The 26,669-nt window shown below is 37.9% G+C and carries 26 protein-coding genes and 1 pseudogene; 23 read left to right on the top strand and 4 right to left on the bottom strand.

Annotated elements, in window-relative coordinates; genetic code table 11:
- Positions 1-66 precede the first annotated feature (66 nt).
- Positions 67-1,419 (bottom strand): aminotransferase family protein, encoded by a 1,353-nt coding sequence (locus tag IEX94_RS03885; RefSeq protein ID WP_188856114.1) that lies wholly within the window; start codon positions 1,417-1,419, stop codon positions 67-69.
- Positions 1,420-1,774: 355 nt separating this feature from the next.
- Here IEX94_RS03885 and IEX94_RS03880 point away from each other — a divergent pair, with 355 nt between their 5' ends.
- From IEX94_RS03880 to IEX94_RS03775, 23 genes and pseudogenes are all read left to right on the top strand, one after another.
- Positions 1,775-3,001 carry an acyl-CoA dehydrogenase gene (locus IEX94_RS03880; RefSeq protein ID WP_188856113.1) on the top strand — a complete coding sequence of 409 codons (1,227 nt, stop codon included), beginning with the start codon at positions 1,775-1,777 and terminating at the stop codon, positions 2,999-3,001.
- A gap of 1 nt (position 3,002) precedes the next feature.
- Positions 3,003-3,779, top strand: a complete 777-nt coding sequence (locus tag IEX94_RS03875; protein WP_188856112.1) for an SDR family oxidoreductase — start codon at positions 3,003-3,005, stop codon at positions 3,777-3,779.
- Between the two features lie 65 nt (positions 3,780-3,844).
- Entirely contained in the window at positions 3,845-4,408 is a 564-nt protein-coding gene (locus tag IEX94_RS03870) for a TetR/AcrR family transcriptional regulator (RefSeq protein ID WP_188856111.1), read from the top strand.
- A gap of 171 nt (positions 4,409-4,579) precedes the next feature.
- Positions 4,580-5,623 (top strand): phosphotransferase family protein, encoded by a 1,044-nt coding sequence (locus tag IEX94_RS03865; protein ID WP_188856209.1) that lies wholly within the window; start codon positions 4,580-4,582, stop codon positions 5,621-5,623.
- 4 nt (positions 5,624-5,627) lie between these two features.
- On the top strand, positions 5,628-6,383 hold the full coding sequence (locus tag IEX94_RS03860; protein ID WP_229782551.1) for a 2-phosphosulfolactate phosphatase: 756 nt from the start codon (positions 5,628-5,630) through the stop codon (positions 6,381-6,383).
- Positions 6,384-6,412: 29 nt separating this feature from the next.
- Entirely contained in the window at positions 6,413-7,387 is a 975-nt protein-coding gene (locus IEX94_RS03855; protein ID WP_188856208.1) for a quinone oxidoreductase family protein, read from the top strand.
- 43 nt (positions 7,388-7,430) lie between these two features.
- A complete protein-coding gene (locus IEX94_RS03850; RefSeq protein ID WP_188856109.1) occupies positions 7,431-9,080 on the top strand; it encodes a long-chain-fatty-acid--CoA ligase in 1,650 nt (549 codons plus the stop codon).
- 40 nt (positions 9,081-9,120) lie between these two features.
- Entirely contained in the window at positions 9,121-10,083 is a 963-nt protein-coding gene (locus IEX94_RS03845; RefSeq protein WP_188856108.1) for a phosphotriesterase family protein, read from the top strand.
- A 78-nt stretch (positions 10,084-10,161) separates the two neighbouring features.
- Entirely contained in the window at positions 10,162-11,763 is a 1,602-nt protein-coding gene (locus IEX94_RS03840) for a long-chain-fatty-acid--CoA ligase (RefSeq protein WP_308425574.1), read from the top strand.
- A gap of 196 nt (positions 11,764-11,959) precedes the next feature.
- Positions 11,960-13,618 carry an AMP-binding protein gene (locus IEX94_RS03835; RefSeq protein ID WP_188856106.1) on the top strand — a complete coding sequence of 553 codons (1,659 nt, stop codon included), beginning with the start codon at positions 11,960-11,962 and terminating at the stop codon, positions 13,616-13,618.
- A 33-nt stretch (positions 13,619-13,651) separates the two neighbouring features.
- The gene (locus IEX94_RS03830; protein WP_188856105.1) at positions 13,652-15,190 is read left to right on the top strand and encodes an acyl-CoA carboxylase subunit beta; all 1,539 of its coding nucleotides are present in this window, start codon (positions 13,652-13,654) and stop codon (positions 15,188-15,190) included.
- Between the two features lie 151 nt (positions 15,191-15,341).
- Positions 15,342-16,322: an NADPH:quinone oxidoreductase family protein gene (locus tag IEX94_RS03825; RefSeq protein WP_188856104.1), complete on the top strand. Its 981-nt coding sequence runs from the start codon at positions 15,342-15,344 to the stop codon at positions 16,320-16,322.
- Positions 16,323-16,376: 54 nt separating this feature from the next.
- Positions 16,377-17,120, top strand: coding sequence for an SDR family NAD(P)-dependent oxidoreductase (locus tag IEX94_RS03820; protein WP_188856103.1), 744 nt, complete (start codon positions 16,377-16,379; stop codon positions 17,118-17,120).
- Positions 17,121-17,233: 113 nt separating this feature from the next.
- Positions 17,234-17,356, top strand: a pseudogene (locus IEX94_RS03815) (ABC transporter permease subunit); the annotation flags it as partial.
- A 105-nt stretch (positions 17,357-17,461) separates the two neighbouring features.
- On the top strand, positions 17,462-17,740 hold the full coding sequence (locus IEX94_RS19630) for a hypothetical protein (protein WP_229782550.1): 279 nt from the start codon (positions 17,462-17,464) through the stop codon (positions 17,738-17,740).
- Positions 17,668-18,624 (top strand): ABC transporter substrate-binding protein, encoded by a 957-nt coding sequence (locus IEX94_RS03810; RefSeq protein WP_229782549.1) that lies wholly within the window; start codon positions 17,668-17,670, stop codon positions 18,622-18,624. Before IEX94_RS19630 ends, IEX94_RS03810 begins: the two co-directional genes overlap by 73 nt.
- Before the next feature lie 149 nt (positions 18,625-18,773).
- Positions 18,774-19,949 carry an acyl-CoA dehydrogenase family protein gene (locus IEX94_RS03805; RefSeq protein ID WP_188856102.1) on the top strand — a complete coding sequence of 392 codons (1,176 nt, stop codon included), beginning with the start codon at positions 18,774-18,776 and terminating at the stop codon, positions 19,947-19,949.
- A 20-nt stretch (positions 19,950-19,969) separates the two neighbouring features.
- Positions 19,970-20,734 carry a 3-oxoacyl-ACP reductase FabG gene (gene fabG / locus IEX94_RS03800; protein ID WP_188856101.1) on the top strand — a complete coding sequence of 255 codons (765 nt, stop codon included), beginning with the start codon at positions 19,970-19,972 and terminating at the stop codon, positions 20,732-20,734.
- A gap of 32 nt (positions 20,735-20,766) precedes the next feature.
- Positions 20,767-21,216, top strand: coding sequence for a MaoC family dehydratase N-terminal domain-containing protein (locus IEX94_RS03795; RefSeq protein WP_188856100.1), 450 nt, complete (start codon positions 20,767-20,769; stop codon positions 21,214-21,216).
- Complete coding sequence (locus IEX94_RS03790) at positions 21,213-21,617, top strand: MaoC/PaaZ C-terminal domain-containing protein (protein WP_188856099.1); 405 nt, start codon at positions 21,213-21,215, stop codon at positions 21,615-21,617. The genes IEX94_RS03795 and IEX94_RS03790 overlap by 4 nt, the downstream gene beginning before the upstream one ends.
- Positions 21,618-21,705: 88 nt before the next feature.
- Positions 21,706-22,875, top strand: a complete 1,170-nt coding sequence (locus IEX94_RS03785) for a thiolase family protein (RefSeq protein WP_188856098.1) — start codon at positions 21,706-21,708, stop codon at positions 22,873-22,875.
- Positions 22,876-22,929: 54 nt separating this feature from the next.
- Entirely contained in the window at positions 22,930-23,352 is a 423-nt protein-coding gene (locus IEX94_RS03780) for an acyl-CoA thioesterase (RefSeq protein WP_188856097.1), read from the top strand.
- Between the two features lie 55 nt (positions 23,353-23,407).
- Positions 23,408-24,214 (top strand): enoyl-CoA hydratase/isomerase family protein, encoded by an 807-nt coding sequence (locus IEX94_RS03775; RefSeq protein ID WP_188856207.1) that lies wholly within the window; start codon positions 23,408-23,410, stop codon positions 24,212-24,214.
- A gap of 352 nt (positions 24,215-24,566) precedes the next feature.
- Here the strand turns inward: IEX94_RS03775 and IEX94_RS03770 are convergent, their stop codons facing one another.
- The 3 genes from IEX94_RS03770 to IEX94_RS03760 all read right to left on the bottom strand — a co-directional run bounded on the left by IEX94_RS03770 (position 24,567) and on the right by IEX94_RS03760 (position 26,471).
- Positions 24,567-24,917, bottom strand: a complete 351-nt coding sequence (locus tag IEX94_RS03770) for a hypothetical protein (RefSeq protein WP_156856413.1) — start codon at positions 24,915-24,917, stop codon at positions 24,567-24,569.
- Positions 24,918-25,118: 201 nt separating this feature from the next.
- Complete coding sequence (locus IEX94_RS03765; RefSeq protein ID WP_156856414.1) at positions 25,119-26,072, bottom strand: bile acid:sodium symporter family protein; 954 nt, start codon at positions 26,070-26,072, stop codon at positions 25,119-25,121.
- Between the two features lie 93 nt (positions 26,073-26,165).
- Complete coding sequence (locus tag IEX94_RS03760) at positions 26,166-26,471, bottom strand: MGMT family protein (protein WP_156856415.1); 306 nt, start codon at positions 26,469-26,471, stop codon at positions 26,166-26,168.
- Positions 26,472-26,669: the final 198 nt, after the last annotated feature.

Here is a 26,669-nt window from a genome sequence, read left to right as displayed (position 1 = left end):
CTCCTTACTGGAATGTAGTATGAGGTGGGATTCGTTTTAGGAAGGAATCCCACCTGTCTAAAATGTTTATTTTAAAACAGCCGATAACTCTTTTCTCACTTCTTTAATCGCATCATGAAGTCTCTCTATCATTGTTTCGATTTGTTGTTCATTAATAATGAGCGGCGGGCAGAAGCAGATAATGTCTGTTCCTTCGTAGGTAACAGCACGACAAATTACACCACGCTGATGCAGAGCTTCGATTACTTTTGGAGCTACTTGTAAGTCACTAGCAAACCGCTTATTTGTGGCAGGATCTTCCACAAGCTCTACGGCACCAAGTAAGCCAACAGCACGAACATCCCCAACAATATCGAGTTCTTCTTTAAGCTTTTTAAAGCCTTTGAGCATGACCTCTCCCATTTTCTGTGCATTCTCTAGCAGTCCTTCATTTTCCATGATTTCAATATTTTTGAGTCCAACAGCAGTTGCGGTAGGGTGGCCACTATACGTGTAACCATGGAAAAGGGTACCGGCAGACTTTTCTTTTAAAACGTCATGGATCTGATCAGAGACAATAACTCCACCAAGCTGGATATACCCGCTTGTAACGCCTTTCGCAAAAGAAATAATGTCTGGAGTAACACCGTAATTTTCAACACCAAACCATTTTCCAGTGCGCCCAAAGCCAGTAATCACTTCATCCGCAATATACAAAATTCCGTACTCGTCGCAAAGATTTCGTACCTCTTGCAAGTAATTTTCTGGTGGAACGAGTACACCGCCAGCTCCCTGAATCGGTTCTGCAATAAAGGCGGCAACTGTTTCTGGACCTTCTGTTTCAATAACGGATCGGAGTGAGGAAAGAGCTTTATCCTTGCCGATGCCATATGGATTATCAGCGTGATAAATATCTGTCATCATTTTACCTGCCATATTCCAAAATTCAGGAATGCCTGTAGCGCTTGTTGAGGCAGCAGCAACACCATGATAAGCTCGGTTGATTCCAATAATTTTTCTTCTTTCCGGTTTATCCTGAACCCTCCAATAGTGTCTTGCGAGTTTGATTGCTGTATCATTCGATTCGGAGCCACCGGATGTAAAGAAGACTGCGTTTAATCCCTCGGGAGCAAGAGAGCTTATTTTTTCAGCAAGTAATATCGCTGGCTCATGGCTGAAAGTAGAAAAAGTCGAACTAAAAGCTAACTTTTTCATTTGTTCGGCGGCCGCTTCAGCGAGTTCCTCTCTTCCGTGACCAACATTCACATTCCATAAAGATGACATCGCATCAATGTAAACGTTATCATTTCTATCCGTTAAATAAATTCCATCGCCTTTCTCAACAATCATTTTCGCTCCGTCTTTTTGCTGTTGCTGAATCGATGAAGTAGGATGAATGAAATGCTTCTTGTCCAATTCAATTAATTTTTCTTGTTCCATATTTACGCCTCCTTAAAATGATGGAAAATATAAAAAACCAGCAATACTGGCAGAGGCATAGGGAAGAATATTTCCATACATCTGCACAATATAACTGGTTTTATCTAATGGATTGCTCTATTTCTGCAATAGAGTCAATTAGACTAAGCAGCTTATAATATTCTATTATTTTCAATTTAACGAATATTGAATTGCTTGTCAAGAAAAAGTTATTTTAATATAAGTGCTTCATTTTTGGATGATAATCTAAAAAAACATTGCTTTCTAATAATTGTTTGTTATAATAATACCAAAGATTCAAAAAATACTATCCGGTAGGTTAGTTGTTAGAATAAAATATGAGGAGGAATAAAAAATGGAATTTACCTACACAGAAAAAGTAGTTAAATTGCAGAAAAAGCTTAATGACTTCATGGAGAAGTATGTCTATCCCAACGAGAAGGTTTACAAGGAGCAGTTAAATCAACAGGAAACTAGATGGTCCACTGTACCTCCAATTATGGAAGAATTGAAAGAGAAAGCGAAGGCAGAAGGATTATGGAATTTGTTTTTACCGGAAAGTGAGTATGGTGCAGGATTAACAAATCTCGAGTATGCTCCGCTTTGTGAAATAATGGGAAGATCCATGATAGGTCCTGAAGTATTTAATTGCAGTGCACCCGATACCGGTAATATGGAAGTATTAGTACGTTATGGTTCAGAACAACAAAAAAAGCAATGGCTTGAGCCCCTTCTTGAAGGTGAAATTCGTTCATGCTTCTCGATGACAGAGCCCGATGTTGCTTCGAGTGATGCAACGAATATCGAAACGAGTATTATAAGGGATGGTGACGAATATGTTATTAATGGACGTAAATGGTGGACGTCCGGTGCTGGAGATCCTCGTTGTAAAATTTCAATCGTCATGGGAAAAAATGATCCAAAGGCAGAGAAGTATGAACAACAATCTATGATTCTTGTTCCGTTAGATACAAAAGGCGTTAAGATTGAGCGCATGCTTCCAGTTTTTGGTTATGATGATGCGCCCCATGGTCATGCAGAAATTGTTTATGATAACGTAAGAGTTCCAGCAGAGAATATGCTTTGGGACGAAGGCAAAGGGTTTGCTATCGCTCAAGGACGTTTAGGCCCTGGAAGAATTCATCATTGCATGCGTTTAATTGGAGCTGCGGAACGTGCACTTGAAGATCTATGTAAGCGCGCTCAACACCGGGAAGCTTTTGGTAAGAAAATTGCTGAGCAAGGTGTTGTTCAGGAATGGATTGCAGATTCCCGTATTGAAATTGAGCAAGCACGTTTACTAACTCTAAAAGCCGCATACATGATGGATACGGTAGGAAATAAAGAAGCAAAAGCTGAAATTGCGATGATTAAAGTTGTTGCGCCAAGTATGGCACTTAGAGTCATTGATCGAGCCATTCAAGCACATGGTGGTGCAGGGGTTAGTGAAGATTTTACCTTAGCAAACCATTGGGCAAATTCGCGAACACTTAGACTTGCGGATGGACCAGATGAGGTGCACCGCCGCCAACTTGCTAGATTAGAACTTAAAAAGCATAAGCTAGCTCAGGAGGTATATTAAAGTGACTGTATTCGATTTGTTTCGATTAGAAGGAAAAACAGCAATTATTACTGGTGGTGGACGTGGATTGGGGGCACAAATGGCACAGGCTTTTGCAGAAGCAGGAGCAAATGTTGTTGTTTGTTCCCGGAAATTGGAGTCCTGTAAAGAAACAAGTGAGGAACTAAAGAAGCTAGGAGTCGATTCGTTAGCATTTAGTTGTGATGTAACGAACCATGACGATATAAAGAGGGTTGTTAAAGAAACGGTAGAACATTTCGGGTCCATTGATATTTTAGTGAATAACAGCGGAGCTACATGGGGTGCATCAGTTGTTGATATGCCAATAGAGGCATGGCATAAGGTGATAGATGTGAATATTACTGGAACTTATCTCATGAGTTTAGAAGTTGGAAAGGTAATGATAGACCAAAATAAAGGGAAAATTATCAATATCGCTTCGATCGCTGGTTTTGGCGGTACAAACCCTGAAGTGATGGATACGATAGGATATAATACGAGCAAAGGTGCTGTTATAACGTTTACAAAAGATTTGGCAGTAAAATGGGGAAAACATAATATAAATGTAAATGCGATCGCCCCAGGTTTTTTTCCAACAAAAATGGCACGGGGATTATTAGAAAAAGGCGGAGACGAAATTTTACAAGGAACACCCTTGAATCGATTTGGGAATGACCAAGATTTGAAAGGAGCTGCATTATTTCTCGCGTCAAAAGCATCGGACTTTGTAACAGGTGATATTTTAACTGTTGATGGCGGATCTCACGCTTTTGCTTAGTGAAATATTACAGACCTTGTGGTAAGTTAAGAGTAACAAAATTATAAACTTGCGAGGTCAGACAAATGAAAAGTGAAATTGTAAAACAAAGTATTTTATTATTTGAAAAAAAGGGCTTTAGTACCACTTCCATTCAAGATATAGTGGATGAACTAGATGTTACAAAAGGTACATTTTATTACTACTATTCTAGTAAAGAGCAATTATTAATGGATATTCATGAGGAATATATAACAAAATTATTAGAAGCTCAGTATGAAATTATAAACAGAAGTTACACATCATATAAAGACCAATTAATTGAAATTATTCGTTTAATAATTACAGACATTGTTGAAAATGGTTCAAGTGCTCGTGTCTTTTTCCGTGAGATGCGACATTTATCCGAAAAGCACATTAAAATAATCAAAGAGAAGCGTAAACAATTCCGCTTAAATATTGAAAGTATTGTTGAGGAAGGAATTAAACATGGGGAAATTAGAGATGATTTACGTCCAGATATGATTTCATTTGGAATAGTTGGGATAACAAACTGGAGTTATAATTGGTATAAAACAGAAGGTGAAGTAACGCCAGAACAATTGGTATCCATTTATTCTAAAATGATACTAACTGGTATAGAAAAGTAGTATTGTAACTTTGGCTCTACAAATTTCATTTTTACTATTTACTAATAGAATATGCTTTGCATGCTGACCGGATAGTATGCAAACGAAAGTCCCGATATATTGCTAATAAGCTGCATAATGAGCAGTGTCGTGAGAGGAGATAGATAGGTGAAATCTTTATATAGAGACACAATGCCTGTTAGAAAAGGTGAAGAGCTGGATAGGAAAACACTTTATCATTATATTCGGGAAAAGATGCCTGAAGTTCCAAGTGGAGAATTAGAAATTGAACAATTCGGTGCAGGAGCATCTAACCTTACCTATCTATTGCGAATAGGAGCGTGGGAGGCAGTATTACGACGACCTCCCCTTGGACCGGTTGCTCCAAAAGCTCATGATATGGAAAGGGAATACAAGATATTATCTAGTTTATATCCATTATACCCAACAGCACCAAAACCTTATCACTTTTCGAAAAATGAGGAAGTTGTGGGAAGCCCTTTTTTTATCATGGAACGCAGAAAAGGCATAGTTCTTGATTCAACTTTTCCTGAAGGGGTAACTTATGACGAGCAATTAGGAAAGAAAATTTCAAAATTAATGGTTGAAAGATTAGTTGAATTACATCGTATTGATTATAAAAAAACAGAATTAGAGCATATCACAAAACCAGATGGATTCATGGAGCGTCAAGTAGCTGGTTGGATTAAGCGTTATGATAACGCAAAGACAAGTGAGATTTCTGGACTCAAAGAATTAACAAATTGGATGCGGAAAAGTATTCCATCTTCACCTAAACCAACAATTATTCATTATGATTATAAACTAAATAATGCAATGTTTTCTGAGGACTTTAGTGAAATGATTGGTTTGTTTGATTGGGAGATGACAACTGTCGGTGATCCCCTTGCAGATTTAGGTGTTGCTTTATCGTATTGGACACAGCCAGATGATCCTGAACAATTGAAAACAGGGTTAGGAAAAGCATCTGTAACAACATGGGGGGGATTTTTTACTCGAGAAGAATTTTTGGAACATTACGCAAATAGGAGCGGTCGTGACGTATCAATGATTAATTTTTACCTTACTTTTGCTTACTTTAAACTAGCGGTAATATGTCAACAAATTTATTATCGGTACTTTAAGGGACAGACGAGTGATCCAAGATTTGCTCAGCTAGATCAATATACAGAAACTTTAATTCAATATGCATTGGATTCTGCGAGGGGGCTGTGATTCGTTGAAAGTTCATTTGCTTCTCAAAAAGGAAGAAATAGATACGGTACAAATGAGTGACGATAAAATTGCAGTTGTGTTTGATGTATTACTGGCAACCTCCACAATCATTTCATGTTTGCAATTTGGTGCAAAAGAAGTAATCCCTGTAATGAATGGGGAAGAAGCAATTCTTATGGCTAAGGGTTATAAAACAGAGGATGTTGCCCTCGTTGGGGAATATGACGGTATTACAATTGATGGGTTTTTAAGCCCAGCCCCATCAAGATTAGAAGAACATGTAAAGAATAAAACAGTCTTACTATCTACTACGAATGGAACCGTTGCGATACGGCAATCAGCTCCAGCGAAAGAGGTTTATATTGCTTCCTTGTTAAATGGAGAGGCTGTAAGTAAACAGATTATAAAGACCTATGATAATGAGACAATAATTGTCGTTTGCTCTGGATCATCGAATCAATTTTGTCTTGAAGATTTTTATGGGGCTGGTTATTTTATTGAGCAATTGGTAAAAGAGTATGGTTTAAATAATATTGAATTAACGGATAGCGCATTAGCATCTAAAATATTCTATCAAAATTTATCCCATGAAGCCTATAATGTTCTAAGTGAATCAAGAGTTGGCCAAATGCTACACTCCCACGACCTCCAACAAGATCTAGCATTTGTTAGCAAACAAGGTGAATTATCGATTATACCCATACTATTGGAAAAGAAAATAATTTGTTTGGAAAAAATGGAAACTTGTAAGGGAAAATAATGAGTGAGAATCGGGAGGGAAGTGGAATGATGAAAGGAATTCAATTTAAAGAATTTGGTGGTCCCGATGTGTTGGAACTCATCGAGATGGAAATACCAGCATTTAGTCAAGATGAAGTATTAATTGAAGTAAAAGCTATTGGTGTGAATTATGCTGATACCGCCAGGAGGGAAGGTAATTATGTTGTACCGACACCGTTACCATTTGTTCCAGGCGCAGAAATCGCAGGGGTAGTAAAGAAGGTTGGAAAAAATGTCCAAGATATAAAGGAAGGAATGCGAGTTGTAACGTTAATCGGTTCAGGAGGGTATGCGGAATATGCTGTTGTGCATGCGAGTCAGCTAATTCCGATTCCTAAAGATGTGTCTTTCGAAAGAGCTGTTGCATTACCACTACAAGGGTTAAGTGCTTATCATATTTTGAAAACAATGGGGAGATTGGAAGAAGGAGAAACAGTGCTTGTTCACGCAGCTGCGGGAGGAGTCGGCTCTATTGCAGTACAGCTTGCCAAAAAAATAGGAGCAAAAAAAGTGATCGCAACGGCAAGTACGAAGGAGAAATTAGCTTTTGCAAAGGAGATGGGAGCGAACTACACTGTTAATTATTCAGAGGAAGGATGGGAGAAGGAAATCCGTGAATTAACAGATGGTAAAGGTGTTGATTTAGCTCTAGAAATGGTAGGGGGAGAGGTTTTTAATAAAACAGTGAAATGCTTGGCCGCTTTTGGTAGGCTCGTCATTTATGGCGCAGCGAGCGGTGAACAGTCAGAATTTGATCCAAGAATTTTAATGCGACGTAATCAATCAATTATTGGATTTTTCCTACCACAGATAATGAATAAGCCTGCTTTGTATCAAAAGAGCTTACAGGAACTACTAGAGTATATGAATAACGGTGAATTAGTACTCACAATTGGCGGAACTTATCCATTAAGCGACGCTGCCAAAGTTCATAGGAAGTTGCAGGGAAGAGAAACAAAAGGAAAGCTTGTGTTACTTCCGTAGTAAAGATAATTTCATGCAATAGCTAAAGAGGAGGAGTCTATACATGAATAAAAATCATTTTAAGTTTTGGCCGCCTCGTTTATCTAAAAGTTTAACAATACCGAAGACAACCATATATGATAACCTAGTCATTTCAACAAAAAAATATCCTGATAAAATTGCCATACATTATTATGGAAGAAGTATTACGTATACAGAGCTACTTGAGGAAGTCGAGATACTTGCTGGGTATTTAAAAAAGAAATTAGGGGTAGAAAAGCAAGAGAAAGTATTGTTGTTCATGCAGAATTCTCCACAATACCTCATAAGCTTCTTTGCTATTTTGCGCCTACGGGCTGTAGTTGTTCCAATTAATCCGATGAGCACGACGCAGGACTTAGCGTTTTATGTGAAGGATTGCGATATTAAATATGCAATTATTGGGGAGGAATTGTATGACAATATAGTCCCATTAATAAAAGAAACTTCCTTGAATAATATCATAGTAACTTCGTATTCCGAATACTCAGGTGAGTATAACGAGAATAATGATTTCAAACCTAATCTTGCGAATAATAATCAAAAGCTATCTAATGTTATTTTTTGGAAAGATGCTTTAAGTGAAACCTATCAAATAGATGAATATGATGGCTTAGAAGATGATGTAGCAATGATTCCCTATACGTCTGGAACAACAGGGATGCCGAAAGGATGTATTCACCCCAATAGAACAATTCAGGCAAATACTGTAGGAGCAAGCCTATGGATGAATATGACAGCTGATGCGATTCCATTGTTAACTCTACCATTATTTCATGTAACAGGGTTAATTCACAGTGCACTTGCCCCTATTCAATCAGGTAGTACGATCGTGATGATGACCCGTTGGGATCGTGATTATGCAGCGAAGGAAATGGAGAGACATGGTTGTACACATTGGATTAATATAAGCACGATGTTAATAGACTTTTTATCAAATCCAAATATGAATAGTTATAGCTTATCTTCCTTACAAGTAATAGGAGGTGGAGGAGCACCGCTTCCGGAAGCAGTAGGAGAACAATTGTATGAGAGAACAGGTCTTCGTTATTATGAGGGATACGGTCTGACAGAGACCATATCACATACGCACTTCAATCCACCAAATCGTCCTAAATTACAATGCTTGGGAATCCCTTCATTTGATGTGGATGCTAGAGTAATAGACCTAGCTACGGGAAGTGAGGTTGGACCTCATGAACTAGGAGAGCTTGTGGTCAATGGGCCCCAAGTCTTTTCCGGCTATTACAATCGAGAGGATGAGAATAAGGTATCACATATAGAGATAGATGGAAAACAGTTTTTTCGAACAGGTGATATTGTGAAAATGGATGAAGAAGGGTACTTTTTTATTGTGGATCGATTAAAGCGAATGATAAATGCTTCAGGATTTAAAGTATGGCCGACAGAAGTGGAAGCTATCTTATATAAGCATCCAGCCGTTGAACAGGCATGTGTAGTAAGTGCTCCAGATAAAAAGCGTGGAGAAACTGTAAAAGCCTTTATCATATTGAAGACTGATTTTATCGGTAAAATAAAGGAAGATGAAATTATAGAATGGTCGAAAAGTCAAATGGCAGCGTATAAATATCCACGTATTATTGAGTTTGTCGAAAGCTTTCCAACAACTTCAAGTGGAAAAATATTATGGAGAGAATTACAAGAGAAAAGCTAACAGAATCTATTATTTTAAATCCTTTAAGGAGTTGATAGGTTTGGGCGAATGGATTGAAACGGTCACAGGTAAGATTCCTGTCGAAGATATGGGAAAGACATTAATCCATGAACATTTTATATTTGGCTATCCAGGATACAGTGGTGATGTAACGAATGGTCCCTTTAATGCAGACGAAGCGTTAAGTGCGGGAACAAAGGCTGCAAATGCTGTTAAGAAGTATGGAATTAAAACAGTTGTAGATCCAACCCCCAATGAATGTGGTAGAAATCCTGAACTATTAAAACAAATATCTGAGGCTACAGGGATTCAGATAGTTTGTTCTACTGGCTATTATTATGAAGGAGAAGGGGCTACAACCTATTTTAAGTTTCGCGATTCGTTAGGAACGGCGGAAAAGGATATTTATGAAATGTTCATGACGGAGATCAACGAAGGTATAGCAGGGACTGATATTAAACCAGGAATAATTAAGCTTGCTTCAAGTAAGGATGAAATCACCCCGTATGAAAAAATGTTTTTCGATATAGCAGCAGAGGTGCATAAAGAAACAGGTATTCGAATTATTACGCATACGCAGATGGGGACAATGGGACCTGAGCAGGCTAGATTGCTTATTGAATTAGGAGTAGAACCATCTAAAATTATTATCGGTCATATGTGTGGCAATACAAATATTGATTATCAAAGAGATACTTTAAAAACTGGAGTAAAAATTGGTTTTGATCGATTTGGAATTCAAAAACTGGTTGGAGCTCCAATGGATGAAGAGCGTATAAATACGCTTATAAAGTTACTTGAAGAGGGGTATGAAAAACAAATCATGCTCTCCCATGATTCCATTAATTACTGGCTAGGGCGTCCATTGGAAATGAACGACGACACTGCAACATTAGTAAAAGATTGGTATCCGACTCACATTTTTGAAAATATTATACCAGATTTAAAATCACGGGGTATCTCAGAAGAAATTATTAAGCAAATGTTTTATTTAGAAACATAGGATGATAGAGGCGGAATGACTAGTACTAGATGTTCTATAGTAAGCGCTTACTTAATAATTTTTAGGGGGTATTTGTTCATGGATAAAGTATGGCTAAAACATTATCCGGATTATATAAGAAAGGAAATTAGTATACCTGACGAACCAATAACCGAAATCCTAAAGAAGTCCATCACCCATTATGGTGACAACCCGGCCCTATATTTCTATGGAAATGAGATGACCTATAAAAGGTTAGGGGAGTTGGTAGATTCTTTTACTGCCGCACTTCAACAAGAAGCGTTTGAGCAAGGAGAAAGGGTAGCAATTATGCTCCCGAATTGTCCACAATATGTCATTAGTTATTATGGAATATTACAAGCTGGTGGTATCGTAACACAGCTGAACCCAATGCTTGTAGAAAAAGAGTTGGAATACATTTTAAATGATTCAGATGCTGAAACGATTATAATTTATGAACATTTACTACCGGTTTTGAGGTCTATTATTGAAAATACATCTGTTAAACGAATAATTACAGTTAATTTTGAAGGTAAAGATACGAGGGACAGTGTAGCAATTGAATTTAACAGCTTTTTGAAAAGAGCAAAGCAATTACCAGTCGAAGTTGCCTTCAATCCATCTGAGGATATAGCAGTTTTACAATATACAGGCGGAACTACGGGACGTTCAAAAGGGGCAATGTTGACCCATCGAAATTTATTTGCAAATGTATTACAAACATACGAGTACTTTCGAGATACTATGGAACTAGGAAAAGAGCGGACTCTAACTGCAATACCACTTTTCCATGTGTATGGAATGACTTCAGCGATGAATCTTTCAATCTTTATAGGTGCAAAAAGCATATTATTGCCTAAATTTGAAATTCAGGAAGTCCTACAAACAATAAAGGAGACCAAACCAACATCATTTCCTGGAGTACCTACTATGTATATTGCATTAATCAACCATCCAGATGTAGAAGCATATGGTCTGGATAGTATTCGTACTTGTAATAGTGGTAGTGCACCAATGCCGGTAGAGTTATTAAAGAAATTCCAAGAAAAAACCGGTGCGAAAATATTAGAAGGATATGGTCTCACAGAAACCTCACCAACAACACATTGTAATCCGTCTTTCGGTAATAGAAAACCTGGGAGTGTTGGTATTGGAGTACCTTCTACGGATTATAAAATTGTTGATTTAGAAGAGGGTTCGAAAGAGCTTCCACCCGGTGAAATTGGCGAGGTTATTATTAAAGGACCACAAGTCATGAAAGGGTACTGGAATATGCCTGAAGAGACAGAGAATGCACTTCGCGATGGTTGGCTCTACACAGGAGATATTGCTTATATGGATGAAGAAGGCTATCTGTTTATTGTTGATCGTAAAAAGGACTTAATTATCGCAAGCGGGTATAATGTGTACCCTCGCGATGTGGAAGAAGTTATTTATCAACATCCCGCAGTCCAAGAAGCTGTCGCTATAGGGGTCCCTGATTCTTACCGAGGAGAAACAGTGAAAGCTGTAATCGTCTTGAAAGATGGGATGAAATGTGATGAGGAAGAATTAATTGCTTTCTGTAAAAAGAATTTGTCAGCTTATAAAGTACCGCGGATTATTGAGTTTAGAAAGGAATTACCTAAAACAGCTGTTGGCAAGATTTTAAGACGGCAAATTAGAGAAGAGACGGTTTGAAACGATGATATGAAATGCAAATGTGGAGGGATTTAATATCAATAATTTTGTTAATGAAATTTTATTATCTACAAATCAGTATTAGAAAAAATAGGATGTAATGAACAATGAATCGTTATAGCTTACTGGGATGCTACCGTGGGATTGAAGAAGGGGTTACTTTCAGACAGGACTCTTATACCAGGAGGTAGAGCAAATGAAATCCATTTTAAAGAAAAGCTGGCCAAGTGATATGCAGGAAACATTGCACTATCGTCTAGGTGAGAAACCATTACATGAATATTTGCTACAAAACGCGATTAACCATCCACAACAAACTGCCTATACTTATTACGGAAACAATATTACTTGGCAACAACTAAGTGATAATTCCCGCCGATTTGCACAGTTTCTTAAAGGGGAGGGTGTTTCAAAGGGCGATCGAATTGCATTATATATGCAGAACTGTCCCCAATATCTGATCTGTCATTATGCAATTCAAATGCTTGGTGCAATAGTTGTGCCATTGAGCCCAATGTACAAGGAAGCAGAGCTCCTCTATTTTATTAATGAAGCTGAAATTAAGGCTATCATTTCGGCTCAGGAATTGTATGAACAAGTAGAAGCAGTAAAACAGCAGACGACCTCGCTCCAATTTATCATAACTACTCATTATACAGATTTCCTTCCTGAGGCGAAAACATTACCATTACCAGACGAATTAAAAATTGAAAAAAAGAAACTTAATAGTAATTTCGATTTACTAGAAGAAATACAATCAAATAATCCAATTTCAGAGACTGAACAGATTGATATATGGGAAGATGTTGGCTTGATGGTTTTTACCTCTGGAACAACGGGAAGGCCAAAAGCAGCGATGCTCACATATGGGAATGCTCTGTTTAAAACAGCCGCAACAGCTCAAGGATATCAAATGAAACAATCAGATATTACATTGGCAGTTGCACCCCTTTGTCATATTGCTGGCATGGTGATGGGAGTTAATCTTCCTGTTTATAATTCTTTATCATGTATTTTGCTGACGCGTTTCGATGTAGAAACAGCTGTAAAGGCAATTGAAGATTATAAAGTAAATAAATTATATACGGTCGCTACAATGAATGCTGCTATTCTTAATTTCCCAGAGATTGAACAGAGGAATTTAACATCACTTGAACTAAACTTCGCAACAAGTTTTGGAACGAAAGTGGATCAAAACCTAGCCGAAGCTTGGGAGAAAGTCACTGGAGGCTGTGTACTTTTAGAAGCTTCTTACGGATTAAGTGAAACACATACATGTGATACATTTATGCCGATTGAAAATATTAAATTTGGAACTTGTGGTATTGCTACGTATGATACAGAAATACGTATTGTAGATATAGAAACAGGTGAAGACTTACCACCAGGAGTTCAAGGAGAAATTGTTATAAAAAATCCTGGAGTATTTAAAGGTTATTTAAATCGACCAGACGCAACAAAGGAAACACTAAAAGGTGGTTGGGTGTTTACAGGTGATATTGGGATGCTTGATGAGGAAGGATTTCTATATTTTAATGGTCGGGTAAAAGAAATGATTAAATCATCAGGGTATAGTGTCTTTCCTGAAGATGTTGAAGCTTTATTGAATGATCATGAGGCAATTTTACAAGTAGCGGCTATCGGTGTGCCTGATAAAAATAGAGGAGAGAGTGTAAAAGCTTATATTGTATTGAATCCTGCTTATAAAGGAAAAGTTAGTGAAAGGGATATCATTAAATGGTCAAAGGAAAAAATGGCAGCATATAAGTACCCGCGTGATGTAGAATTCCTTGATAGCTTACCAGCAACAAGTTCTGGTAAAGTTCTACGCAGACTTTTAAAAGAGGATAGATAAATAAATGGACTATAACGAAGAAGGAGAAATTATATGGACGGGATGATAGAGGAATTATGGGAGCGAAAAGAGCAAGCAAAGTATGGAGGTGGAAAAGAAAAGCTTGAAAGATTGCATAAACATGGTCATTTAACTGCTAGAGAGCGAATAAAAAAGCTTGTCGATCCGGATACATTTTTAGAATTAGGATTACTTGCCCATTCGGACCAATTAGGTTTTGAAGAGAAAAGTGCTGGTGATGGAATAATTACGGGTTTAGGTAAAGTAGAAGGAAGGCCAGTTGTATTGCAGGCAGCTGATAAAACAGTTCTTGCTGGAACGGAAGGAATGGTTTATTTTCGTAAATCAAAGGCAGCACATCAATTTGCCGTTAAGCGCGGATTTCCGTTATTGAATTTAATGGAAGGTGGAGGCTTAAGGATGCCTGATGGTATGGGGTCTGACGGGATAAGCCAGATGTTGTTTCCGCAAGAACTTTTGCTCCACAATCGTAAAGTTCCATTAATAACTGCAATTTTAGGAGATAGCTTTGGCGGCCCAACATGGACAGCTGTAACATCAGATTTTGTAACACAAGTAAAAGGAAGCGCGATGGCAGTAGCGGGACCACGTATGTTGGAAGTCGCTACAGGTGAAAAGATTTCAAATGAAGCCCTCGGTGGTTGGGAAATTCATGCAAATTATACTGGGCAAGTAGATCGCTTTGTTACGAGTGAGGAAGACTCTATACAGGAAATGAAGGAATATTTAAGTTATATGCCACTACATTCAAGTGAAGAGCCGCCGGTTAAAGAGACAAAAGATGATCCATATAGAAGACTTGATGAGATTGTTAATCTCGTACCGACTAGACGACAACGTGCCTATGATATGAAAAAGGTTATTCGTCAAATTGTTGATGATGGGAATTACTTCGAATTAAAATCTTTATATGGAACTGCGCTTATAACTGTTTTGGCTCGTATTAATGGAAAAGTAGTAGGTATTATCGCAAATCAACCATTGAAATACGCGGGCGCAGCAGGCCCTAAGGAATGTGAAAAGGCGACTGAATTTATTTGTCTTTGTGATTCTTACCATATTCCACTTGTTTTCTTACATGATATTCCGGGGTTTAGAGTATCCGGTGAAGCTGAAAAATTAAAGATGCCTACAAAGATTATGATGTGGAATCAAGCTCTTGCGCAGTCAACAGTACCTAAAATTTCAATTGTTATTCGAAAGAGTATTGGTGCCGCTTATGGGAATATGTGCGGCCCAACAATGGGGGCTGATTTTGTAGTTGCTTGGCCAACAGCCGAGATAAATTTTACTGGCCCTGAAGTTGGTATAAATGTTGTTTATGGCCGTGACCTTCAACAATCGCAAAATGCGAAAGAGGAACGATTAAAATTATTAGAATCATGGAGTTTCGACAGTTCCCCATATAAAGCAGCAGGGAAACATCTTATTGACGATATCATCGATCCAAGAGATACAAGAAAGTTTCTTTCTCAAACATTAGAATATGCCTGCATGAAAAATGGATCCATGAGTGAACGTAGACTTGCTAATTGGCAGACAGGGTTTTAAGTATTGAGAGATAAAATCCAAAGTGAATAGGCTGAATATACCGTCTATAAATGCATTTTATAAGCATACTATACGTTTAGTATAATTATTTTGGAAAACGACTTTTTTAAATTCGAAATATAGGATGAAGAGCGAAGAAGGAGGAATTTTAATGCGTAGTTGGAAGGTAACGAAATTAGGTAATCCACGAGAAGTATTAGAATTGCAAGACCATTCACGACCGTCTATTCAGGAAGGTGAAATACTGATTGAAGTAGAAGCCTCTTCACTTAATTTTTTTGATATATTACTTTGTCAGGGAAAGTATCAGGAAAAGCCCCCAATCCCATTTACGCCAGGAGCGGAGATTTCAGGAGTAATTCGTGAAATTGGAAAAAACACTCAGTTAAAAGTGGGGCAACGTGTGATCGCAACTCCTCCATTACCGGATGGAGGGTTATCTGAATGGGTGAGTGTTCCAGAGGAATCTGTTTATCCTATTGTAGATTCAATGGCTGCAACGGATGCTGCTGCAATGTTCATAACCTATCAAACTTCTTATTATGGGTTATATTACCGAGGTAATCTCCAAAAAGGGGAGGTACTTTTGGTGCATGCCGGTGCGGGTGGAGTAGGATCAGCAGCTATCCAACTTGGTAAGGCAAGGGGGGCAAAAGTAATAGCAACTGCCGGTGGTCCTGATAAAGTCCAGATATGTAAAAATCTTGGAGCGGACATAGCTATTGATTATATAATGGATGATTTTGTAGAGATTGTGAAAAGCGAGACTAACGGGCGTGGAGCAGATGTTATCTATGACCCAGTAGGAGCAGACGTGTTTGATAGATCACGTAAATGTATTGCATTTGATGGACGTTTGTTAGTAATCGGTTTTGCTGGTGGACGCATACCTGAAGCACCTGTAAACCATGCACTCATTAAAAACTATTCAATTGTTGGTGTGCATTGGGGATTATTTGCACGGTTACACCCTAGTAAAGTAAGGGAAATCCATGCAGACTTAATGCGACTTTACGATGAAAAATCAATTCGCCCATTAATATATCAAGCGTATGATTTTAGAGAAGTTCCAGACGCATTAGAAATTTTAGCCGATAGGAAGACGTATGGGAAATTGATTGTTAAGCCATGAGGCCACTTATTTAATAAATAGGTTTAACAATCCAGATATTAAGGGGGGAAGTCTATGCGCTTAAAAAACAAAGTTGCAATCATTACCGGTGGCGGTGGAGATATCGGTAAGGCAACAGCGATTCGATTTGCAAGGGAAGGAGCAAGGGTGGTCGTCGTTGATTTAAATGAAAAGACTGCATGTGAAACCGTAAATCTAATAAGAAAGGAAAATGGAGAAGCTAATTGTATAAAGACTGACGTAACTAATGATCATGCAGTACAAAATATGGTTCAAGAAACGATTGCTAAGTATGAACGGCTCGATATTATGTTTAATAATGCTGGAGTAAATAGTGTAGAGAAAAAATTGCCCGATGTTTCATTTGAGGAATGGAAGAAAGTTATGGATATAAATATAACAGGTGTATTTCTTGGTATGAAATATGCCATTCTGCATATGAAGTCGGGAGGTTCAATTATAAATACAGCAAGTATTGCAGGCATAAAAGGGCAAAAGTTAGTTGCGGCATATTCGGCATCAAAAAGCAGTGTTATTGCACTTACTAAATCGACAGCAACTGAATTTGGGAGGAAGAATATACGAATCAATGCCATTGCACCAGGAATAATTGAAACAAGTATGGTTGATGACTGGAGAAAGACGGATAAATGGCCAGTTTTATCTACAGCTAACGCTTTAAAAAGAATCGGACAACCGGAAGAAATAGCGAATGCTGTATTATTCCTTGCTTCAGATGAAGCTTCCTTTATTACAGGAGAAACACTTGTAATTGATGGTGGTACGCTTAATATTTAGCGACTACAAACATTAGAGATGTTATTCGTGAGTAAGCACTTGTTATAAATTAGAAAATTACATTCAAAAATTATTACCCCAACAGTAAATAGAAAAAAAGAGGAGGGAAAATGATGGATTTATTTCTCCAGCAATTATTAAACGGGCTTTCTAATGGCAGTGTTTACAGTTTGGTGGCGCTAGGTTTGACAATGGTATTCGGAATTCTTCACGTTCCTAACTTTGCTCATGGTGCGTAAAAAAGATGTTTGAAATTATTAAGCAGATTAATGAGGTTTAAAAGCATTTCTTGTTTTGGAATCCTATTGCTATTTGTATTCGGATTAGCAGCCTGTCTAGATATGTCATCAAGTGACTCTGGGGATAAAAATAGTAGTGAAACGGAAGAAGCGCCAGAAACTCTAGAAAATCCAACATTAAGTGAAGGAGAGGAGATTGTTGAGATAGGTTACAGCGGACCATTAAGTGGCCCGGCTGCTCAATATGGAATTAACGTTATGAATGGACTAGAGATGGCTGCTGAGGAAATTAATGAAATGGCTTTGAAGTGGATGGAACGACGTATAAACTTGAAATCGTTGCATTTGATGATCAATATTTACCAAATGAGACAGGCGTAAATGTGAAGCGAATGGTTTCGGAAAATGATCCTGTAGCAGTTTGGGTACCTCACAGTGGAGGAGTTTTTGCCACTCAAAAATTTAATGAAGAGGATAATTTCATTCTTATGGCATATACAAGTGAACCAAGACAATATGAACAAGGGAATGAGTTAATGATAGGAATCCCACCCCAATATAATGTTTGGACAGAACCATTTAGTCGATATCAAATCGAAAAATTTGGAAGTAAAATGGCACTCCTTCCTACAAACTCCCAATATGGTAAGGACTGGACTGAATCAATTGTTCCTGTATGGGAAGAAATGGGGGGAGAAATCGTCTATGAAACTGAGATTGATTTTGCAAAGGAAACCGACTATTTTACCATAATGACCAACGCATTAAATGAAGATCCGGATGTGCTTTTTGTTGGGGGACCTTCAGAACCTACTGCGCTTGTTATAAAACAAGCCAAGGAATTGGGATTCGAGGGTGGATTTATGATTATGGACCAAGCAAAATTAGAGGAAATGTCTGGTTTCTTAGGAAGCTATGATCTGCTTAACGGTTCAATTGGTCCTCTTCCTATTGAGAGTAGTGATACTTATCAAAGTGACAGATTTGTAGAGACATATAAAAAGGATTTTGGTGAACCATACGCAACTTCTGAATCTGCACTAAATTATCAGAGTGTGTATGTTTTGGTAGAAGCAATGAAAGTTGCTGGTACAGTTGAAGACAGAAAGGCAATTATGGAAGCTGTAAATGAAGGGATAAAAAATATACCAGAGGATAATTTGGTTCTTCCACTTCATGAAATTGACGAAGTAGGAAGTCTTCAATGGAAATTTGATGCAGGCATTGTTGAAGATGGAGAGGTAGAAATATTTCCATTTGAATAACGGATGAAAATATTTTTAATCATTAAAGGAAAAATTAAACCAGTCTTGAATATATATAATAAAGGTAGGGGGAATTTTTCCTTATATTTTACACTAAACATACCAACTAGTTGGTATGAAGTGATTAATAAATAAGAGGAGTGCATGAAATGTATTTACGCCTGACAGATGAACAAAAAATGGTGCAAGAAACAATCCGAAAGTTTGTCGAAAAGGAATTGATACCTTTAGAAAATGAGGTCCTTCGTAATGAAATGGAAGGTAAGCCCAGTTTATCTAAAGAAAAACAAAATGAATTGCAATTGAAAGCAAAGGAAGCTGGATTTTGGGGGATCAATACACCCGCTGAATATGGGGGAGCAGATATTGGTCAAATGATGCTAGCAATTGTACAAATGGAAGTTTCAAAGTCTTTTGTCCCGTTTCAATTCGGTGGTACTGCAGATAACATTCTCTATTATGGAAATGAGGATCAAAAAGAACAGTATTTGATACCAACAATAAATGGTGAGAAGAAGTCATGCTTTGCTATGACGGAGCCTGGAGCGGGATCGGATACAAGAGGATTAAAAACAACCGCCGTAAAGGATGGAAATGAATGGGTAATAAATGGAGAAAAGACATTTATTACGGGAGGAAATGAAGCAGATTTTGTAATGGTTATGGCTGTGACAGATAAAGAAAAGCATCAACGTACAGGCACAGATGGGGTTACATGCTTTATTGTTGATCGGGAAATGGGTTGGAAATCAGAATATATTCATACAATGGGAGAATGGGGACCGGCAGGATTAGTGTTTGATAATGTACGTGTTCCAGAAGAGAACATTCTAGGAGAAGTCGATGGTGGTTATCAGCTCGGCTTAGAATGGATTGGTTTTGCTAGATGGATTGTTGGTGCGACTGCTGTAGGAGCTAGCGAAAGGCTACTTCAAATGGCGATTGATTATTCTAAAGAAAGGAAGACATTTGGAAAGCCGATTGCTGACAGGCAAGCAATCCAGTGGCAAATCGCTGATTCGGCAGTAGAAATTGAAGCCGCAAAATGGCTCGTATTAAATGCTGCTTTTACGCTTGATCAGGGAGAAGATAACCGCCATTTAGCCTCAATAGCAAAGCTTTATGGAGCGAATATAGGTAATAATGTGGTGGATCGTGTTCTGCAAATTCATGGTGGCATGGGGTATACACGCGAGCTGCCAATTGAACGCTGGTATCGTGAAGCTAGATTATGGAGAATTTATGATGGCACGGATGAAATACAACGATTAATTATTTCTAGAAATCTTTTAAAAGGCCATGTTAAAGTAGGCCAATTTATATAAAAATAAGGGAGGAATTTTTTATGACGGGTAGATTTGATGGAAGAACTGCTTTTATAACAGGTGGAAGTAGAGGGATAGGTAAAGGTATCGCACAAAGGTTTGCTGAGGAAGGAGCTAAGGTAGGAATCATAGATATAAATGAAGCAGCTCTAAGTGAAACAATGAGAGAATTAGAAGAACAAGGTTATGAAGTTTTTTCAAAAGTCGTGGATGTCGTTAATGCTGATGAAGTAGAAGCTGCAATGAAGGAGTTTGTTACATCATTCGGCTCACTTGATATTCTAGTAAATAATGCTGGAATTATTCGTGATAATTTATTATTTAAGATGACTGATAGTGACTGGGAACAAGTAATGGATGTCCATCTAAAAGGAACATTTTATGCTTCACGTGCAGCTCAAAAATATATGGTGGATAAAAAATATGGCCGAATCATAAACGTTTCATCTACCTCGGCATTAGGGAATCGTGGACAGGCAAATTATGCAACAGCAAAAGCAGGATTACAAGGATTCACAAAAACGCTTGCAATTGAACTTGGAAAATATGGAATTACAGTAAATGCAGTAGCTCCAGGATTCATTGAAACGGAAATGACAAGAGAAACAGCTGAACGAATCGGTATTTCATTTGAAGAAATGGTGAAATTCAGTGTAGCTTCTATTCCTGTTGCTAGAAGTGGAAAGCCTGCTGATATTGCGAATACAGTAGCATTTTTTGCAGACGAACAGTCTTCATTTGTTAATGGTCAAGTCATTTATGTTGCTGGTGGACCAAAAGATTAAATCAATAAACATGAGAAAGGGGAGTTGTGTAAATGTTTAAAGATATAATTGGAAAAAGATCTGAAAAGGTAAAAAACACTGTTGAAAGGGGAGCGGTTAAGAAGTTTGCAGAAGCTATTGGCGATGTACATCCGATTTATGTGGATGAAGAATATGGCAAACAATCAAGATACGAGCAAAATATAGCACCCCCAACTTTTCCTCGAGTTTTCGACTATGGAGAAATAGAGGATTTTAACTTACCAAACGTCGGTCTTATTCATGGAGAGCAGATATATCATTATAAAAGGCCATTATTGGTAGGGGAAGAGGTTTATTGTTATACCGAAGTTCTTGATTACTATGAAAAAACAGGAAAGATGGGTCTTCTTAGTTTTGTAATATTACAAGGCAGTGGTGAGGATAAAGACGGAAAAATTATATATACGGAAAGGCAATCTGTAATTATAACGGAAACAGTAAGAAAGGAGTTGGTAAGATGACTAGCATCTTTGATTTACAAATTGGTGATTCATTGGAAGAGATTACACTTCATCCAGTTTCAAGAATTGATTTAATAAAATATGCAGGTGCATCTGGTGATTTTAATCCAATTCATACAATCGATGCCGAAGCTTCAAAGGCAGGATTACCTGGCATCATTGCTCATGGCATGTGGACAATGGGGAACCTAGCAAAATTATTTACACCTTATTTAGAAGAAGGATTTATTCAAGATTATAAAATTCGCTTTGCAGGGATGGTTTTTCTAGAGGATGTTATAACACTTAAAGGGAAACTACAAAAAGAACGTGAAGGATTACTTGATTTTACTGTAGCGGCTGTGAATCAAGATGGAAAAGAGGTAATTAATGGAGCAATCACATTCAAGAAATATGTCTAAACCCGTATACTACCGAATTCCTTCTATTAAATGTCTGGATATATCAATAAAATATGGATTAAAAGTAAAATCATAAGGAGAGTATCCAATGGAGAGAGATGCAGTTATCGTATCAGCTGTTCGAACAGCAATAGCAAGACAGGGTGGTGCTTTGGCAACTGTTCCGGCGCATGTCTTTGGAGCAGAAGTTATTAAAGAAGCAATTAAGCGTACAGGTATTGATCCGCAATCTATCGATGATGTGATTCTTGGAAATGTATTAAGTGGTGGAGGAAATATTGCTAGGTTAACAGCCTTGCAAACGGAATTGTCAATGGAATTACCGGGTCTTACAATTGATCGCCAGTGCGGTTCAGGAATTAATGCTATTCATTTAGCTGCACAAGCAATTCGAGCAGGAGATGGTGATATTTATGTTGCTGGTGGTACAGAGAGTATGAGTCGTGCACCATATTTGATGGACAGAGCTGAAGGGGCATATAGTTCAGCACCACCACAGTTTCGCGGCTCTCAACTTTCACCAAAGGAAATAGGCGATCCACCAATGGGCATAACGGCAGAAAATTTGGTGAGAAAATATGAAATTAGTAGAGAAGAGCAGGATGAATTTTCATTACGGAGTCAACAAAGAATGGCTAAAGCAATGGAAGAAGGACGCTTTGAGGAACAAATTGTACCAATTAGCGTTCCAGTTCGAAAAGGGGAACCCATTGTTTTTAAAACGGATGAACATCCTCGGCCGGAGACGACAATCGAAGGGTTATCTAAATTACAACCGGCTTTTCTAAAAGGAGGAACAGTGACAGCAGGGAGCAGTTCAGGATTAAACGATGCTGCATCGGCTCTTGTGATTATGTCAAGAGAAAAGGCAGAAGAATTAGGTGTTCAGCCATTGGCAACGATCCGCGCTTCAGCAGTTGCTGGCGTCGATCCGAATATTATGGGGATAGGTCCCGTTCCAGCTACTAGAAAGGTTATGGAGAAGTCGGGCCTTCATTTAAATGAGATGGATATTATTGAATTAAATGAAGCTTTCGCAGCACAAGTAATTGCCTGTGATAGGGAACTTCATTTAGATCCGGAAAAATTAAATGTTAATGGCGGTGCTATTTCTCATGGGCATCCACTAGGAGCCACAGGAGCAATTCTTGCAACAAAAGCTGTCTATGAATTAAGACGTGCAAATGGGAGATACGCACTTATCACCGCCTGTATCGGTGGAGGCCAGGGTATTGCAACAATTATTGAGGCGGAATAGCTAGGTTGATAGATTTTGGGTTTTCAACATTAATTTAATTTTAGGGAGGTTACCATGACAAAATCATTTGATATAGAGGTATTTGTTCGATTTGCGGAAACAGATGCAGCTGGTCATATAAATAACACAAGTTATTTTTTATATTTTGAAGAAGCACGGACAAAGTTTTTCTATGAAATTGGAATTGGAAAGACTAATAAAAATCCATTGATGATTAATTTTATTTTAGCTTCCACTAAATGTGATTATATATCACAAGCTTTTGGAGGCAAAATATTAAAGGTTTCTACTATTGTTACAGATATTGGAACAAAGAGCTTTACGGTACATCATGAAATTACAAATAGTAAAGAAGAAGTGGTTGCTCGTGCCACAGCTACATTAGTTTGTTTTAATTATGCAGAGCAAAAAACTGAACCCATTCCAGATTCAATTAGGAATAAACTTGAAGAAGTTTTTAGTGGGGTAAGTAAGTGATTCACTCATTAAAAAGTCTGCTTTTAATAAATGAACTAAAAGGAGAATGAAAATAATGAAAAACACTCAAAGTGAAGATTTAATTATAACAATTAACGCAGGGATAATGCATCTTACACTAAATCGACCGGAAAGTTTAAATGCCTTTAGCCCAGAAATGATGGAGGCCTTAATAAATGCTTTTAAGCTTGCTAAAAACGACAAAACAATACGAGTTGTTGTCCTATCAGGTTCAGGACGATCATTTAGCTCTGGTGGAGATGTAAAGACTATGGGAAAGAAAGCGCCGTTAGAAGCCTATGATCATATTGGAACATTGAATGAATTAATTCTATTGATGAGGGACTTAGAAAAGCCAATTATTGCGGCAGTACATGGCTTTGCAGCTGGAGCTGGGTTTAATTTAGCATTGGCAAGTGATCTTATACTAGCTGCAGATAACAGTAAATTTGCTTTAAGTTTTTCAAGAGTTGGCTTAATATCTGATGGTGGTGGATTATATTTCTTGCCAAGATTATTAGGTCCCTATCTTGCTAAAGAACTATTATTCAGTGCAGAACCGATTACTGCTGAGAAAGCACATGCATTGGGTATTGTTAATCACATTTATCCACTAGATGACTTTCAAAATAAGGTGAATGAATTTGCTGGCAAGTTAGCTTTAGGTCCTACTATTGCATATGGCTTTATAAAAAAGATTACTAATCAATCTTATAATTCTACACTAGATGAAATACTTGAACTAGAACGTATTGCCCAAGCATCTCTTATTACTACGGAAGATCATGAAGAAGGTGTTCAAGCATTCAAGGAAAAACGCCAACCTAACTTTGGTAAAACAATAGAGAAAGCACAAACTTGAATCGTTAAGAAAAAAGTCTTTGCCCCCCTTTTAGAGAGGATTATGCTAGTAACGCCATAATGAGCGAAAATGTTAATCATGCATTAATTTATCTTCTCGGCTGTTTCGTGCAGATCAGTAAATAACTTTGGGAGAAATTAAAAATAGAGTAAAAAAGGATAAGAAACACAAAAACTTTAGTGAACAAATGAAACAGCCGAGAATTCATTATTCATATGGGTTCAAGGCTGTTTCTTATTTTATTAACTGAAGAACTCAGGGTATTTTATTAGATTAATGAATTTAGCCGCTTGTAAAGGGGAATTTCAAAGTAAATCATTTCGGCTTTATTTGATAAAGTTGAGATATCCTATCACCGCTCCGCCAAAATGTCTTGAATAATTTTCACATGCACGACAGCCCATGCTTTTTCTTTAAAATGTAAGATTAAACTGATGCTGAGAAGAACTAAATAAAGGAATGCGAAAATTATCCAGTAGGAACTTCCATCTTGAAAAAGAAAACTTTCCAACGGATTAGCAAAGAGAAAGAGGAGCCAGGGAATCGCTGTTGCAAAGATTGGGATGATCCCGGTACCGTTCTTTTCTTTTGCTATTTGGTAATAAATTAATTGTAATGTTTCCTTGTCGAGCGTTTGGTAAAATTCTTTTATTGCTTTTGTTTCTTGTAAATAACGACTCTTTTTTATCTCTTCAGTTGGCATTTCTTTTAAACGAAGATAGAGTTTATGAGCGTCTCCACGAATAGAAAATTTCAGAGAACATCCTCCTCATCTTTGAGTGTATGTTATTATCCATTCGCAAAAAGATGTGAAATCATACATAGGAATCGATTCTTTCATGGAAAAAACCTGCATAATAGGGAGGTTAATCCTATCATACAGGTCTTGGAATGGTAAAAGATATTATGCTGCTTTCTTATCGTCTGAATCATCCTGGCTTCTTTTTGCCCACCAGTTTGCAAGGAGCGGACCTGAAATATTATGCCAGACACTAAAGATAGCACCAGGTACGGCAGCAATTGGTGTAAAGTGAGCGAGACCAAGAGAGGCTGCGAGCCCTGAGTTCTGCATTCCAACTTCAATGGAAATTGCTTTTTGATCTTTGAAATCCAGCTTAAGTGCTTTTGCAGCGATGTATCCGAGTAAATATCCAATACAATTATGGAGGACGACGACTGCAAAAATTAATAGTCCAGACGTCATGATCGATTCTTTATTGACCGCTACAACAGCTGAAGCAACCGCAACTATCCCGACGACGGAAATGAGAGGTAAGACATCCATGCTTTTGTTGACTTGCTTACTAAACAGCATTCGAATAACGACACCTAGAATAATTGGCAGTAACACAACTTGGACGATCGATAAGAACATGTCCATGAAGGAAACCGATAGCCATTGGCTTGCGAGTAAATAAGTGAGTGTTGGTGTCATGATTGGTGCAAGTAATGTGGAAACCGCAGTGATTGTTACAGATAATGCGGTATTTCCCTTTGCCATAAACGTCATGACGTTAGAGGATGTGCCTCCAGGACAACAACCTACTAAGATTACTCCCGCTGCAATTTCAGGAGGTAAGTTAAAAGCATACGCCAGTGCAAAAGCCGTGAGAGGCATGATTGTATATTGGGCAACGACACCAATTAATACACTTTTTGGAGCAAGAAACACACCTTTAAAATCATCAACGGTAAGGGTAAGTCCCATCCCGAACATAATAATACCTAATAATAGCGATACGTGAGGCGCAATCCACGCAAAACCTTGCGGGATAAAGAAACTAAGTGCTGCAAATATAATAACCCATAAAGCAAATGTACTTGTGGCAAATCTACTTATTTTACCTAATGTTTCCAAAATGAATTACCTCCCCCTAAATAAAAACTATAAATATTGCGAATACTAATTGTGTGTATAATTGAAAATAATAGCATAAATAACTCAATTAATCTAGGGTTCTTCTCTATATTTCATTAAATCAACTTTTCCAGCATTGTTGACTTCAATACCCTCTGCTTCCAAAGACAAGCGCTGTTCATTGAACTTTCCTTCGTCTTTCATCGCGATCTGTCCTTTAGCATTAATGACCCGATGCCATGGCAGGTGATGTTTTCTGCTCATCGTATGAAGAATCCGAGCAACTTGCCGAGCTGCGCGTGGATTCCCCGCGAGCTTTGCTACTTGTCCATAAGTCATAACTTTTCCCTCGGGGATATCTTTGATAATTTGAATGACCTTTTCCGTAAATGGTAGCATCAAAATCTCCTCTCTCACTCAAAATCAACTGACAATTACTTTCATTCAGCGTAAGTATTTTGTGCATTCATTCTATTGGCGTTCTAATTACCGTTCAGTTGCCCGGCGGACGGATGCGCATCCTAAGGCACGGCCTCAGCGTTGACTCACAGGACGTTAATGTCAGACGTTGCCACATAAGAGCGTTCTTAGTCTGCT

This window comes from Oceanobacillus indicireducens (assembly GCF_014647195.1).
GTDB lineage: Bacteria > Bacillota > Bacilli > Bacillales > Amphibacillaceae > Oceanobacillus > Oceanobacillus indicireducens.
Note: the sequence above shows the minus strand (reverse complement) of the source record. Positions and strands in the feature narration are given on the sequence as shown.

What these genes read in the sequence shown, in the direction of transcription:
- IEX94_RS03885 (WP_188856114.1), bottom strand. Translation starts at nt 1,419, where the DNA reads ATGGAACAAGAAAAATTAATTGAATTGGACAAGAAGCATTTCATTCAT.
- IEX94_RS03880 (WP_188856113.1), top strand. Translation starts at nt 1,775, where the DNA reads ATGGAATTTACCTACACAGAAAAAGTAGTTAAATTGCAGAAAAAGCTT.
- IEX94_RS03870 (WP_188856111.1), top strand. Translation starts at nt 3,845, where the DNA reads ATGAAAAGTGAAATTGTAAAACAAAGTATTTTATTATTTGAAAAAAAG.
- IEX94_RS03865 (WP_188856209.1), top strand. Translation starts at nt 4,580, where the DNA reads ATGCCTGTTAGAAAAGGTGAAGAGCTGGATAGGAAAACACTTTATCAT.
- IEX94_RS03855 (WP_188856208.1), top strand. Translation starts at nt 6,413, where the DNA reads ATGAAAGGAATTCAATTTAAAGAATTTGGTGGTCCCGATGTGTTGGAA.
- IEX94_RS03850 (WP_188856109.1), top strand. Translation starts at nt 7,431, where the DNA reads ATGAATAAAAATCATTTTAAGTTTTGGCCGCCTCGTTTATCTAAAAGT.
- IEX94_RS03840 (WP_308425574.1), top strand. Translation starts at nt 10,162, where the DNA reads ATGGATAAAGTATGGCTAAAACATTATCCGGATTATATAAGAAAGGAA.
- IEX94_RS03835 (WP_188856106.1), top strand. Translation starts at nt 11,960, where the DNA reads ATGAAATCCATTTTAAAGAAAAGCTGGCCAAGTGATATGCAGGAAACA.
- IEX94_RS03830 (WP_188856105.1), top strand. Translation starts at nt 13,652, where the DNA reads ATGGACGGGATGATAGAGGAATTATGGGAGCGAAAAGAGCAAGCAAAG.
- IEX94_RS03825 (WP_188856104.1), top strand. Translation starts at nt 15,342, where the DNA reads ATGCGTAGTTGGAAGGTAACGAAATTAGGTAATCCACGAGAAGTATTA.
- IEX94_RS03820 (WP_188856103.1), top strand. Translation starts at nt 16,377, where the DNA reads ATGCGCTTAAAAAACAAAGTTGCAATCATTACCGGTGGCGGTGGAGAT.
- IEX94_RS19630 (WP_229782550.1), top strand. Translation starts at nt 17,462, where the DNA reads ATGTCATCAAGTGACTCTGGGGATAAAAATAGTAGTGAAACGGAAGAA.
- IEX94_RS03805 (WP_188856102.1), top strand. Translation starts at nt 18,774, where the DNA reads ATGTATTTACGCCTGACAGATGAACAAAAAATGGTGCAAGAAACAATC.
- fabG (WP_188856101.1), top strand. Translation starts at nt 19,970, where the DNA reads ATGACGGGTAGATTTGATGGAAGAACTGCTTTTATAACAGGTGGAAGT.
- IEX94_RS03795 (WP_188856100.1), top strand. Translation starts at nt 20,767, where the DNA reads ATGTTTAAAGATATAATTGGAAAAAGATCTGAAAAGGTAAAAAACACT.
- IEX94_RS03790 (WP_188856099.1), top strand. Translation starts at nt 21,213, where the DNA reads ATGACTAGCATCTTTGATTTACAAATTGGTGATTCATTGGAAGAGATT.
- IEX94_RS03785 (WP_188856098.1), top strand. Translation starts at nt 21,706, where the DNA reads ATGGAGAGAGATGCAGTTATCGTATCAGCTGTTCGAACAGCAATAGCA.
- IEX94_RS03780 (WP_188856097.1), top strand. Translation starts at nt 22,930, where the DNA reads ATGACAAAATCATTTGATATAGAGGTATTTGTTCGATTTGCGGAAACA.
- IEX94_RS03775 (WP_188856207.1), top strand. Translation starts at nt 23,408, where the DNA reads ATGAAAAACACTCAAAGTGAAGATTTAATTATAACAATTAACGCAGGG.
- IEX94_RS03770 (WP_156856413.1), bottom strand. Translation starts at nt 24,917, where the DNA reads ATGCCAACTGAAGAGATAAAAAAGAGTCGTTATTTACAAGAAACAAAA.
- IEX94_RS03760 (WP_156856415.1), bottom strand. Translation starts at nt 26,471, where the DNA reads ATGCTACCATTTACGGAAAAGGTCATTCAAATTATCAAAGATATCCCC.